This is a genomic window from Thermomonas carbonis (genome assembly GCF_014396975.1).
In the GTDB taxonomy this organism is placed as follows: domain Bacteria; phylum Pseudomonadota; class Gammaproteobacteria; order Xanthomonadales; family Xanthomonadaceae; genus Thermomonas; species Thermomonas carbonis.
Window position 1 is genome coordinate 3,097,258 of sequence record NZ_CP060719.1, and the last position, 12,043, is coordinate 3,109,300.

General features: G+C 66.7%; 11 protein-coding genes. 7 read left to right on the top strand and 4 right to left on the bottom strand.

Annotated features, from left to right (window positions below; genetic code table 11):
- Window positions 1-54: 54 nt before the first annotated feature.
- Window positions 55-1,212, top strand: a complete 1,158-nt coding sequence (locus tag H9L16_RS14380) for an isovaleryl-CoA dehydrogenase (protein WP_187552332.1) — start codon at window positions 55-57, stop codon at window positions 1,210-1,212.
- Window positions 1,213-1,328: 116 nt separating this feature from the next.
- On the opposite strand, the gene H9L16_RS14385 is transcribed toward H9L16_RS14380, so the two are convergent.
- Window positions 1,329-4,274, bottom strand: a complete 2,946-nt coding sequence (locus tag H9L16_RS14385) for a S8 family serine peptidase (protein ID WP_187552333.1) — start codon at window positions 4,272-4,274, stop codon at window positions 1,329-1,331.
- A 191-nt stretch (window positions 4,275-4,465) separates the two neighbouring features.
- Here H9L16_RS14385 and H9L16_RS14390 point away from each other — a divergent pair, with 191 nt between their 5' ends.
- The 6 genes from H9L16_RS14390 (at window position 4,466) to H9L16_RS14415 (ending at window position 9,493) form a co-directional block, all read left to right on the top strand.
- Window positions 4,466-5,641 (top strand): thiolase family protein, encoded by a 1,176-nt coding sequence (locus H9L16_RS14390; RefSeq protein WP_187552334.1) that lies wholly within the window; start codon window positions 4,466-4,468, stop codon window positions 5,639-5,641.
- A 140-nt stretch (window positions 5,642-5,781) separates the two neighbouring features.
- Window positions 5,782-6,144 carry a hypothetical protein gene (locus H9L16_RS14395; protein WP_187552335.1) on the top strand — a complete coding sequence of 121 codons (363 nt, stop codon included), beginning with the start codon at window positions 5,782-5,784 and terminating at the stop codon, window positions 6,142-6,144.
- A 207-nt stretch (window positions 6,145-6,351) separates the two neighbouring features.
- On the top strand, window positions 6,352-6,732 hold the full coding sequence (locus H9L16_RS14400) for a hypothetical protein (protein ID WP_187552336.1): 381 nt from the start codon (window positions 6,352-6,354) through the stop codon (window positions 6,730-6,732).
- Between the two features lie 130 nt (window positions 6,733-6,862).
- On the top strand, window positions 6,863-8,473 hold the full coding sequence (locus H9L16_RS14405; protein ID WP_187552337.1) for a carboxyl transferase domain-containing protein: 1,611 nt from the start codon (window positions 6,863-6,865) through the stop codon (window positions 8,471-8,473).
- Window positions 8,474-8,591: 118 nt separating this feature from the next.
- On the top strand, window positions 8,592-9,140 hold the full coding sequence (locus H9L16_RS14410; protein WP_187552338.1) for a bactofilin family protein: 549 nt from the start codon (window positions 8,592-8,594) through the stop codon (window positions 9,138-9,140).
- Window positions 9,137-9,493, top strand: a complete 357-nt coding sequence (locus H9L16_RS14415; RefSeq protein ID WP_187552339.1) for a hypothetical protein — start codon at window positions 9,137-9,139, stop codon at window positions 9,491-9,493. The genes H9L16_RS14410 and H9L16_RS14415 overlap by 4 nt, the downstream gene beginning before the upstream one ends.
- A gap of 87 nt (window positions 9,494-9,580) precedes the next feature.
- On the opposite strand, the gene H9L16_RS14420 is transcribed toward H9L16_RS14415, so the two are convergent.
- Genes H9L16_RS14420 through H9L16_RS14430 form a run of 3 tightly spaced genes read right to left on the bottom strand, consistent with a single transcriptional unit; the run spans window position 9,581 to window position 11,937 of the window.
- Window positions 9,581-9,814 carry a DUF6587 family protein gene (locus tag H9L16_RS14420; RefSeq protein ID WP_187552340.1) on the bottom strand — a complete coding sequence of 78 codons (234 nt, stop codon included), beginning with the start codon at window positions 9,812-9,814 and terminating at the stop codon, window positions 9,581-9,583.
- A 3-nt stretch (window positions 9,815-9,817) separates the two neighbouring features.
- Window positions 9,818-11,677, bottom strand: a complete 1,860-nt coding sequence (feoB, locus tag H9L16_RS14425; RefSeq protein WP_187552341.1) for a ferrous iron transporter B — start codon at window positions 11,675-11,677, stop codon at window positions 9,818-9,820.
- On the bottom strand, window positions 11,674-11,937 hold the full coding sequence (locus H9L16_RS14430) for a FeoA family protein (protein WP_187552342.1): 264 nt from the start codon (window positions 11,935-11,937) through the stop codon (window positions 11,674-11,676). Before H9L16_RS14430 ends, feoB begins: the two co-directional genes overlap by 4 nt.
- Window positions 11,938-12,043: the final 106 nt, after the last annotated feature.

Consider the following 12,043-nt stretch of genomic DNA (forward strand, 5'->3'; position numbering starts at 1 on the left):
GGCGCCCCCTTTACCAAAGGGGGCTGTGGGAATCCAACAGAAACGAGGTTCGTAATGCGTCCATTTCCCCTCGGCGAAGACATCGATGCCCTGCGCGAGGCGGTCCGCCGCTTCGCCGACAACGAGATCGCGCCGCGTGCTGCGCAGATCGACGAAGACAATGCCTTCCCGCAGGACCTGTGGCCGAAGTTGGGCGAGATGGGCCTGCTCGGCATCACCGTGCCGGGCGAGTTCGGTGGCAGCGAGATGGGTTACCTCGCCCACTTGGTGGCGATGGAGGAAATCAGCCGCGCGTCGGGCTCGGTCGGGCTGAGCTACGGCGCGCACTCGAATCTCTGCGTCAACAATCTTTACGCCAACGGGAATGCCGAACAGCGCGCGAAGTATTTGCCCAAGCTGTGCAGCGGCGAGTGGAAAGGCGCGCTGGCGATGAGCGAACCCGGCGCGGGCTCCGACGTGGTCGGCTCGATGTCCTGCCGCGCCGAATTGAAGAACGGCATGTGGGTCGCCAACGGCAACAAGATGTGGATCACCAACGGCCCCGAGGCCGACGTCCTCATCGTCTACATGCGCACCGCCAGCCGCGAGCTGGGCAGCAAATGCATGACCGCCTTCATCGTCGAGAAAGGCATGAAGGGGTTTTCCACCGCGCAGAAGCTGGACAAGCTGGGCATGCGCGGCAGCAATACCTGCGAGCTCGTATTCGAAAATTGCGAGATCCCCGCGGAGAACATCCTCGGCGATCTCAACAACGGGGTGCGCGTGTTGATGAGCGGCCTGAACACCGAGCGGCTGGTACTCAGCGGCGGCCCCATCGGGCTGATGCAGGCCGCGATGGACCTCGCCCTGCCCTACGTGCGCGACCGTCGCCAGTTCGGCCAGGCGATCGGCACCTTCGGGATCATGCAGGCCAAGATCGCCGACATGTACACCGCGCTGCAGTCGTCGCGCGCCTTCGCCTACCAGGTCGCACGCGACTACGACGCCGGCCACAAGAGCCGCATCGACGCCGCCAGCTGCCTGCTGCATGCATCGGACGCTGCCGTGCAGGTCGCGCTGGAAGGCATCCAGGCGCTCGGCGGCAACGGCTACATCAACGAGTACGCGACCGGCCGGATCCTCCGCGACGCCAAGCTGTACGCGATCGGCGCGGGCACCAACGAAATCCGCCGCATGCTGATCGGACGCGAGCTGTTCGCAGGGAATTCCTGAGACTCATAGCCGTCATCCCGGCGAAAGCCGGCATCTCTTCGCAGAGCTTGTGTCTGTGTATCCAGCGTTTGCCAGGAAGTGCTGGATCCCGGCTTTCGCCGGGATGACGAGCATTTTCAGAATCGCCAGAATGCCTGCAACGACGCCAGCGCGTTGTCGCCGACCGGGCTCGAACGGCGGCTGAGGTCGAAGCGGAACGTCGCACGGTTGCCGATGTTCGCCGACAAGCCTGCGCCAAGCAGGCGCCCGAGATCAGCCAGCCCGATCCCCTGCAACGGCGCCCACTGTTGCAGCCCGGTGTAGCTGGCATCGAACGCGAATCCGTCGGCCGACAACGTGCGCTGCCATTCGGCACGGGCGTCCGCGCGCAGGTCGATGTCGCCCACTCGCCAGCCACGCGCCGCACGCAGGCCGGCGAAGCCCTGCCAGCGCGTGCTGTCCCACGCCTTCGCGCGCAGACCGAAACCGCTCGCGCCGCCTTCACTGAAACCATCGTTGGCGATCTGCACGTACTGGCTGCCGACATACGGCGTCAGCGTGATCCCGCCCGCATCGAAACGACGGCCGATCTCGCCGAACGCGCCGACGTAGTCGCCCGACAGCTGCGTCGCCACCGCATCCTGCATCGCGCCCAGCAACAGGTTGCGCTGCATCTGCCGCTGGAAGGAACCGGATGCCAGTTGCGCCTGTCCGTACCAGTCGCCATGCCAAGCCGACGCGTACACCTGCAGCTCGCGCTGGCGCCCGCGGCTGCGGTCGCCGAAATCGCTCAACCAGCTGGATTGCTCCATCCGGTTCATGGCGATGCCGACGATGGCGTTGCTGCCGACGCGCCAGTCGTTGCCGATCATCTCGCCCGCGGCATCGATGCCGACGCTGTCGAAGCCGCCCTGCGCCAGGGTGCCGCCGCTGGACAGGTCTCGGTACCAACCGCCCGCGGCCTGAGGCGCATGCGACAGCGCGTCGAGCCGACCGTTCAGTGCACGACGCCCGGCATCGATCGCATCGAAGGTCATCGCCGCCGACGCGCCGTGCAGCTGGCCCGACAGGCTTCGCAGCGAGACGTCCGCATTGGCGACGCTGGACGACTGCTGCAAGGCTCCTGCGGCATCGATGAAGGCGCTGCCGATGCCCATCGGCAGGTTGTCGGCCAACTGGCCGTCGATCGCGGTCATCGCCGATTCCACCCGTGCCGCCGAGACCTGGGTGATCGTGGACAGGCTCATCCCCGCGACCGCGGTGGCCACGTTGATGCGGTTGATGTTGAGGAAGACGTTGTTGGGGTCATAGGCCAGGCTGGCATCCAGGAACACATTCGGCGCAGCCCTGAGCGCGGAGAACGTGCCGGTCACGCCGCCGGTCGCGTTTAGCAGGGTTTCCTTGGCGGTGGTGGTGTAGCCGGACTTCACGCCAAGGATGGACATCTGCCCGTCGATGGTGGCGGTGCCGGTCACCCGCAGGCTGCTCCCCAGCCACACGCCCAGGTTGCCGGTCGAAGACTGCAGGAAATTTCCGCTGATGCTGGCCGGACTGCTGGCACCGCTGTAGAAGCGACCGTTGTTGCTGACGTTGCCACCGAAGGTGCCGCTGCCCCAGACCGTTGCACCGTTGGCGATGCCGAGGTTGGAGCGCAAGCCCTTGCGCACGTCGAGACCGCCGGCATCCACGCGCGTGGCACCGGTGAAGTTCGCGGCTTCGGCCAGGGTCAGGTTGCCGCTCCCGCCCTTGATGAGGCCGCCGCTGCCGATGATCGGATTGCGCCACACCGAGTTGCCGCTGAACGACACGCTGAAATCGCCCCAGGCGAAATTGGCGGGACCGTTGATCGCCTTGCCTACATCCAACACACCCCAGCCGAACACTTGGTCCACGCCCGTGGCACCGATGTCCCGCGCTGTCCCGAGGATCGTCTGGCGCACCAGGTCATTATTGAAATAGGGGAACATCGACCACACCGCCGCCGCCGCACCAGATACCAGAGGTGCTGCAAACGAAGTGCCTTGCACCCGATAGACCTTGTCGTCATCGGTGGTCTCGTCGTTGCTATCCGGCGGCGATGCACCGACGACATACACCGCTCCCGGTGCAGACAGGCAGTAATTCATCGAACGACCGCAGTACTGCGAAAATGCCAGCAGTTGGGTCGGGTTGTCCGGATCGAGCGCCGCCACCGTCAGCCAGCCACGCTCCAAGCCGAATGACGGTGCCAGCGTGGGCAACGATGAGGTATCGGACGGATCAGCGCGATAGCGATCGTCGCGGCCATAGTTGCCATTGGCGAAGACGATCAAGCCGTTCTTGTTGAGGATGAAATCGGTATAGCCCGCCGCCATCGCCGCCGCACCGGATGAATCGTCCTGGAAATAGACGCCACCCCAGGAGTTGTTGATGATCCGCGCGCCATGCGCGTGCAGGTCTGCATGGACGTCATCGAGGAACTCCGCGAACCCACTCGCGTCCGCCGTACTGATCTCATTGCCTTGCCCCGACCCATCATCTGGCGGCGAGACATCGGAGAGAAAGCGCCCGGACACGATGGTTGCTGCCGGCGCGACACCGCCCGGCCATCGCCCCACTGCCGATCCAGCCGCAGTCAAGGCCACCCAGGTGCCGTGCTCCTTCACATAGTCCACATTGGGATTGTTCGGCGGGGAGTTCAGGTAGAACTCGTTGTAAGTGACACGCGGACTGAGCTGCGGATGGTTCCGGCGCACGCCTGTGTCGAGAATTCCGATACCGACGCCGGCACCGCGTGCGCCCGCGGCCAGCGATGCACCGGCATTGATCACCTGCATCTGCACGCCGAGCTGCGGATCGAACGCAAGAGCTGCGGGCAATGCCGCAAGGGTCGGCGGATTCACCACGATGCCGCTGTCGTTCGCCACCGTCGGCGTGAAATCCAGGGCATTGCCGCCCGGCGTGACCGGAGGCGCGGGCGGGCTGGGCCGCACGTTGCTGCCACCACCCCCACCGCAGGCCGCCAGGGCCAGCGCGATCGCGCAGGGAAGGAAGGCGCGCGCGAGCCGGCGCTCGCTGAGGATGCAATCGGGATGCTGGTTCATGGTCGTTCCTTCGGTGCGCCGCCGGTCCCTCGCCAGCCTCATGCACCCTCCGCGTGTTGTATGCCCGGCAAGCCGTTTCCGCAACGCCGAAAAACTGAATCGGCCACGGATGCGGCAGCGCAGCATGGATCGCGGTTTCGCGCCATAATCGGGAACTCGACCCAAACGGCCAACCGGCCCGGAGCCCCCCAATGAGCGACGTCGTCATCGTCGGTGCCAAGCGCACCGCCATCGGTTCCTTCCTCGGCCAGTTCACCGGCGTTCCCTCGCCGACGTTGGGGACCGCCGCGATCCAGGGCGCGCTGGCGCAGGCCGGCGTAAATGCCGACCAGATCGACGAAGTGATCATGGGCTGCGTGCTGCCGGCCGGCCTGGGCCAGGCCCCGGCACGACAGGCCTCGCGCGCGGCCGGCATCCCCGATGCCGCCGGCTGCACCACCATCAACAAGGTCTGCGGGTCCGGCATGAAGGCGGTGATGCTGGCCCACGACATCATCAAGGCCGGCTCCGCGAAGGCGGTTGTCGCTGGTGGCATGGAATCGATGACCAATGCGCCGCACCTCCTCAACGGCTCGCGCACCGGCATCCGCTTCGGCAATGGCGAACTGCTCGACCACATGGCCTGGGACGGCCTGACCAATCCCGACGACGGCAAGGCGATGGGCGTGTTCGGCGATGCAGCCTGCGCCAAGTACGGCTACGACCGCGCGGCGGTCGACGCCTTCGCCGCCGAAAGTGTCAAGCGCGCCCAGGCCGCGCAGGCGAGTGGCGCATTCGCTGGCGAAATCACCGCGGTCACCGTCAAGACCCGCAAGGGCGAGTTGGTGGTCGACAAGGACGAGGAGCCGGGCAAGATCGATCCGTCGAAGATCCCCGACCTGCGCGCGGCCTTTGGCAAGGACGGCGTGCTGACCGCGGCGTCCTCGTCGAAGATTTCCGACGGTGCCGCCGCGCTGGTGGTGATGTCGGCCGATGCCGCCGCAGCTGCCGGCGCGACCCCGCTGGCGCGCATCGTCGCCCATGCCACCCACGCGCAGGCACCGGAATGGTTCACCACCGCCCCGGTCACCGCCCTGCAGAACGTGCTGGCCAAGGCCGGCTGGTCGGTGGCCGACGTGGATCTGTTCGAGGTCAACGAGGCCTTCGCCTGCGTGGCCATGGCACCGATGACCGACCTCGGTATCGCGCATGAGAAGCTGAATGTGAATGGCGGGGCGCTGGCCTTGGGCCACCCGATCGGCGCTTCCGGCGCACGCCTGCTGGTGACCTTGCTGAATGCGCTCCAGGCCCGGGGTGGCAAGCGCGGCGTGGCATCGCTGTGCATCGGCGGCGGCGAAGCGGTCGCCCTGGCCATCGAGCTGGTGTAAAAGTCCCGTTAGGCGGTGAACGGCCGATTCAAAAAAAACCGGCCAGCCGCTTGACACGCGACACGGGCTTGTCATCATGTTACCGGCGCGCAGTATGCGCGTTCTCAAAACACCCTATTCATAGACGAGGAATACGCATCATGTCCATCAACAAGATCCTGCTGGCGATGGCGCTGGGCCTGGCCCTGACCGCTTGCAGCAACCAGGAGCAGGCTGCCGACGCCGCCGCCGACGCCACCGCCGCTGCCGGCGAAGCCGCTGCCGCCGCTGACGCCGCCGCTGCCACTGGCGACGCCGCCACCGCCGAAGCTGCCCAGGCCGCTGCCGACACCGCCGCGACCGCTGCTGACGCTGCCGCCGCTTCGGCCGACGCGACTGCCGCTGCTGCCGGTACCGCTGCTGCCGGCGACGCTGCCGATGCCGCCATGGACGCCGCTGATTCGGCCGAGCAGGCTGCTGCTGCTGCCGAGAACGCTGCTGCTTCGGCTGAAGAGAAGAAGTAATCGGGCTGGCGAGGCCACTCGCCGGAGCGTTACTGTAGTATCGGAGAAGCCGTCGGTACGCCGACGGCTTTTTCGTGCCCCAAATCACCGGGGCTGTTGTGAGTCAGTGAACGCCCCGCCGGCCACCTGCGCCGGATCGCCAAGCGCACTGGCGTTGCCTGATCCGAACCCGTTGCATTTCAGACAACCCCTACCCAGGAGATTTCCATGAACACCAAGCTTTACGTGCTCCTCGCCGCTGGCGTCCTCGCTCTGTCGGCCTGCAAGAATGAAACCGCGACCGCCCAGGACGCCGCTGCCGACGCCGCTGCCGCGACCGACACGGCCGCCGCTGCCGCTGGTGACGCCGCTGCCGCCGCTGGCGACGCCGCCGCTGCTGGCGTCGACGCCGCTGCCGCCGCCACCGGCGAAGCCGTTGGCGAAACCGCCGCTGCCGTCGAAGGCGCTGCCGATGCCGCCGCCGCTGCCGCCAACGAAGCCACCGCTGCCGCTGCCGACGCCACCGCCGACGCCGCCAATGCCGTTGCCGACTCGGCTGCTGCGACCGCCGACAAGGCCGAAGCCGCTGCCGCCGAAGCCAAGAAGTAATCTTCTTCGCTTTGTTGTATCCGGAAAGGCCCGCTTCGGCGGGCCTTTCTCTTTCTGGCGTCATGCGCTTCGGCGGACCGATCCACCGCAGCGGTTATGCTTTCGCATTGTCCGTATCGTCGATGACCGCATGCCCGCGCTGACTTCGCAGATCGACCCCCGTTCGCAGGATTTCCTCGACAACGCCGCCTGGCATCGCGACCTGGTCGCCGAACTCGACCGTCGCCTCGCCCGCGCCGCGGACGGCGGTGGCGGTAAGGCGCGCGTCAAGCACACCGAGCGCGGCAAGTTGTTGCCGCGCGAGCGCATCGACGCCCTGCTCGATCCGGGTTCGCCATTCCTGGAAATCGCCCCGCTCGCCGCCGAAGGCATGTACGACGATGCCGCACCCGCCGCCGGCATGGTCTGCGGCATCGGCCGGGTGATGGGCCAGGAAGTGGTGATTGTCGCCAACGACGCCACGGTCAAGGGCGGCACCTATTTCCCGATGACCATCAAGAAGCATTTGCGCGCGCAGGAGATCGCCCGCGAGAACCGCCTGCCCTGCGTCTACCTGGTCGATTCCGGCGGCGCGTTCCTGCCGCTGCAGGACGAGGTCTTCCCGGATCGCGAGCATTTCGGCCGGATCTTCTACAACCAGGCGCGGATGAGCGCGGAAAACATCCCGCAGATCGCCGTCGTCATGGGGAGTTGCACCGCAGGCGGCGCGTATGTGCCGGCGATGTGCGACGAGTCGATCATCGTCAAGGAACAGGGCACGATCTTCCTCGGCGGCCCGCCGCTGGTGAAGGCCGCCACCGGCGAGGTGGTGGATGCCGAAACCCTCGGTGGCGCCGACGTCCACACCAGCATGTCGGGGGTCGCCGATCATTTCGCCGAGGACGACCGCCATGCGCTGGAGATCGCGCGCGGCATCGTCGGCACGCTCAACCGCAACAAGGTGCTTCCGGTCGCCACGCAACCGTCGCGTGAGCCAATGTTCGCGACCGAGGAGCTGTACGGCATCGTCCCGAAGGACGCGCGGCGTCCGTTCGACATCCGCGAGGTAATCGCGCGCATCGTCGATGGCAGCGACTTCCAGGAATTCAAGGCGCGCTACGGCAAGACCCTGGTCACCGGCTTCGCCCACCTGCATGGCTATCCGGTCGGGATCGTCGCCAACAACGGCATCCTGTTCGCGGAGTCCGCGCTGAAGGGCGCGCACTTCATCGAACTGTGCAACCAGCGCGGCATCCCGCTGGTGTTCCTGCAGAACATCACCGGTTTCATGGTCGGCAAGAAATACGAGCAGGCCGGCATCGCCAAGGACGGCGCGAAGATGGTGACCGCGGTCGCCTGTTCGCACGTGCCGAAATTCACCGTGGTGATCGGCGGCAGTTTCGGTGCCGGCAACTATGCGATGTGCGGCCGTGCCTATGGCGCGCGCTTCCTGTGGATGTGGCCAAACGCGCGGATCAGCGTGATGGGCGGCGAACAGGCAGCAAGCGTGCTGGCTACGGTCAGGCGCGACGGCATCGAAGCCAAGGGCGGCAGCTGGAGCGCCGACGAGGAAGAGGCCTTCAAGGCCCCCGTCCGCGAGCAGTACGAAACCCAGGGCAATCCGTACTACGCCAGCGCACGGCTATGGGACGACGGCATCATCGATCCCGCCGATACCCGCCGGGTGCTGGGTTTGGGATTGTCTGCGTCGCTCAATGCGCCGATCGAAGATCGGACGCGCTTCGGCGTATTCCGGATGTGACCGAAGCTGTGACTTCCATCGCGCTCAGGCACTTGCGCCAGCTTCCTCCCGGATTCATGCAGGAAATCATCGCAAATCGGTGATAGCCTCGACGGCCACCCCCGTGGAGTCACGTTCGATGGCTATCTGGAAAGACCCGACCCCGGCCCCCAAGGCCAATGAGCCCTCCCGTTTCGACCTCGCCTCTCCGGCGCCGACACCCGCCCCGACGCCCGAGCCGATTGCAGCGGTTCCTGCTGCGCCCGCGCCGATCCGTTCGGTGGACAACGGTGCCGCGGCCCGCGAATCGGTGATCGCAGCCGACCTCACCATCGAAGGCAAGATCGAAGGCAGCGGCCACGTCCGCATCGCCGGCAAGTTCAAGGGCGACGTCAAGGTGCAGGGCAACCTCACCATCGAACCCGGTGCCAAAGTGTCCGGCGGCGTGGCCGCGAACAAGGTCACCCTGGCCGGCGAACTGGACGGCAACATCCATTCCGCGCAGCAGGTCGAACTGCAGCAGAGCGGCGTGATCAACGGCGACCTCAAGGCTGGCACGCTCACCGTCGCGGCGGGCTCGCGCATCCGCGGCCATGTCGAGTGCGGCTGGGACAAGGACGGCAAGTCCGTTGCCAAGCCGGATTCTCTGGACAAGACCGACAAAGTGGAGAGCGCCGGCGCTGCATGAGCGCCGTCCGCCCTGGCACGGCAGGCGCGACGCGGACCTGCCCACACTGCAAGGCCACGATCCTGGAAAGCTCGTCGGTCTGTCCGGCATGCCGCGGGCACCTGAAGTTCGATGCGCCGGCCAGCGACGCCGCCCAGCGTTTCGTGCCGTTGAAGGTGGAAGGCACCGTGAGCGCGCCGGATGACGGCGCGTTCGAATACTCGATGGTGATCGTCATCCGCAATGAACGCGGCGAGGAAATCAGCCGCCACGTGGCCGGCGTCGGTGCGGTCTTCCCCGGCGAGTCACGCAGCTTCGAAGTCAGCGTGGAAGCGGTGCCGGCGTCGCCCGGCAAGCGGCGACTGAGGCACTGAGTCCCGTAACCACGACGAGAGCAGCGGGTAATCGCGCAGCGGCATTTCGAGCCACGAAGCGAGCCCGCCACGCTCGACCTCGTATCGCTAGTCGCAGCTGCTGCAACCGCCGCAGGCTGCTCCACCACCGCGCGGCGCGGGCGCGAGCCGACGACCCAACGCCTTCACCCACCCCGGCATGCCATCGCGCAGCAACGGCAACGCGATGGCGATGCGCAGCTTGCGGGTGGCCGCCGGGAACTGCGAGCGCGCGACGATCACAACGCTGAGAATCGTCACCAGCGCGATGATCAGGTACTGCGCGAGCAGGCCAGCATCCATCGCTCAGCCGCCACCCAGTGCCACCGCGACCCGATAGGTCACGAACGAGGCCAGGTAGGCCAGCACGAACAGGTAGCCGGCAGCCAGCGCCATCGTCTTCCATGAGCCGGTCTCGCGCTTGATCGCCGCCCACGTGGCCAGGCACTGCGGCGCGTAGATGAACCAGACCAGCAACGACAGGCCGGTGGCCAGCGACCAGCCATCGGTGATCAGCGGCGTCAGCGCCTGCGCGGCGGCATCGTCGTCCACCGCGGACAATGCATAGACGGTGGCGAGAGAGGACACCGCGACCTCGCGCGCCGCCAGGCCCGGGATCAGGGCGATGCAGATCTGCCAGTTGAAACCGAGTGGCGCGAACACCGCGGTCATTGCATGGCCGATGCGGCCGGCGAAGCTGTAGTCGATCGCCGGCATGGTCGCGTCCGCCGGCGCGGCCGGGAATGTCAGCAGCACCCACAGCAACACGGTGAGGGCGAAGATGATCCCGCCCACGCGCTTGAGGAAGATCAGCGCGCGTTCCCACAAGCCGATGAGGACGTCGCGCGGGTTGGGCAATCGGTAGGACGGCAACTCCAGCATCAACGGATGCTCGCCCTTGTCGCTGCGCCACTTCTTCATCACCCACGACACCGCCAGCGCGCTGAAGATGCCGGCCATGTACAGGGCAAACAGCACCAGGCCCTGCAGGTTGAAGCCGCCCCACACCTCGCGCGACGGGATGAACGCACCGATCAACAAGGCGTACACCGGCAAACGCGCGGAGCAGGTCATCAGTGGTGCGACCAGGATCGTCGCCAACCGGTCGCGCGGATCCTGGATGCTGCGCGTGGCCATGATCCCCGGGATCGCACAGGCGAAGCTGGACAGTAGCGGGATGAAACTGCGCCCGGACAGGCCGGCGCCAGCCATCATCCGATCCAGCAGGAACGCGGCACGTGGCAGGTAGCCGGATTCCTCCAGCGCCAGGATGAAGGCGAACAACACCAGGATCTGCGGCAGGAAAATGATCACCCCACCAAGTCCGGCAATGATGCCGTCCACCAGCAGGCTGTTGAGCGGCCCGTCGGGCATTCGCGTACCGACCCACTCGCCCAGGGCAACCGTGCCGGCGTCGATCAGATCCATGACCGGCGTAGCCCAGGCATACACCGCCTGGAAGATCAGGAACATCACCACCGCCAGGGTCAGCAATCCGAACAGCGGATGCAGCAGCCAGCGGTCGAGTGCGTCGTCGATCCTCGCCGTGCGCGCAGGCATGCGCACCGCGGCCGCCAGCAGTCGGCGCGTTTCCTCGTGCAGATCGGTGCCTTCGGGCAATGTGGTGACGTCGGCGTGTGGGTGCGCAACCACGCCATCCAGCCTGGCAAGCAACGCATCGGCACCACCGCTGCGCACTGCCACGGTCTCGACCACCGGCAAGCCCAACTCGCGCTGCAGCGCTTCGATGTCGATGTCGATGCCGCGCCGCTTCGCCGCATCGGCCATGTTCAGCGCGACCAGCATCGGCTTGCCGACGGCGCGCAGTTCCAGCACGAAGCGCAGGTGCAGGCGCAGATTGGTGGCGTCGACCACGCAGACCAGCAGGTCCGGCGCGGCCTCGCCCGGATAGAAGCCGCGGATCAGGTCGCGGGTGACCGCCTCGTCCAGGCTCGCGGCATTGAGGCTGTACGCGCCCGGCAGGTCGAGCACCGCGTAGTGCTTGCCGGACGGCGCATGCAGGCGGCCTTCCTTGCGCTCCACGGTAACGCCAGCGTAGTTCGCGACCTTCTGGCGACTGCCGGTCAGCAGGTTGAACAAGGCGGTCTTGCCGCAGTTCGGGTTGCCGACAAGCGCAATGCGCGGCGTTGCGACAGCGGCGTTCATGCGGCGACTCCCGCATTGCCCGAATGCAGCGTGCGCAGGCGCACGCGCGCGGCCTCGGCGCGACGCAAGGCGAAACGAGTGAAGCCGACCTGCACCAGCAACGGTTCCGCACCGAACGGCCCGGCCGCGACCACCACGACTTGCTCGCCAGCCACGAATCCGAGTTCGCGCAGGCGACGCGCAATGGGGTCGTTGGGCATGCGCTCTTCGACGCTGTCGACGATGGCTGGGGTACGCCGGGTGAGTTCGGTCAGAGTCATCGGTCGCGGGCGGGCTAGAGCCAAATGGGAATTGTTCTCGATTGTAGCATCGCACCGACGCAACGCCGGGCTGGCGCGCGCCGGCGGTTATCATGCGCATTCACCC

Bases quoted from the DNA above. Each gene is read 5' to 3' on its own strand.
- H9L16_RS14380 (WP_187552332.1), top strand. From the start codon at position 55: ATGCGTCCATTTCCCCTCGGCGAAGACATCGATGCCCTGCGCGAGGCG.
- H9L16_RS14385 (WP_187552333.1), bottom strand. From the start codon at position 4,274: ATGAACCAGCATCCCGATTGCATCCTCAGCGAGCGCCGGCTCGCGCGC.
- H9L16_RS14390 (WP_187552334.1), top strand. From the start codon at position 4,466: ATGAGCGACGTCGTCATCGTCGGTGCCAAGCGCACCGCCATCGGTTCC.
- H9L16_RS14395 (WP_187552335.1), top strand. From the start codon at position 5,782: ATGTCCATCAACAAGATCCTGCTGGCGATGGCGCTGGGCCTGGCCCTG.
- H9L16_RS14400 (WP_187552336.1), top strand. From the start codon at position 6,352: ATGAACACCAAGCTTTACGTGCTCCTCGCCGCTGGCGTCCTCGCTCTG.
- H9L16_RS14405 (WP_187552337.1), top strand. From the start codon at position 6,863: ATGCCCGCGCTGACTTCGCAGATCGACCCCCGTTCGCAGGATTTCCTC.
- H9L16_RS14410 (WP_187552338.1), top strand. From the start codon at position 8,592: ATGGCTATCTGGAAAGACCCGACCCCGGCCCCCAAGGCCAATGAGCCC.
- H9L16_RS14415 (WP_187552339.1), top strand. From the start codon at position 9,137: ATGAGCGCCGTCCGCCCTGGCACGGCAGGCGCGACGCGGACCTGCCCA.
- H9L16_RS14420 (WP_187552340.1), bottom strand. From the start codon at position 9,814: ATGGATGCTGGCCTGCTCGCGCAGTACCTGATCATCGCGCTGGTGACG.
- feoB (WP_187552341.1), bottom strand. From the start codon at position 11,677: ATGAACGCCGCTGTCGCAACGCCGCGCATTGCGCTTGTCGGCAACCCG.
- H9L16_RS14430 (WP_187552342.1), bottom strand. From the start codon at position 11,937: ATGACTCTGACCGAACTCACCCGGCGTACCCCAGCCATCGTCGACAGC.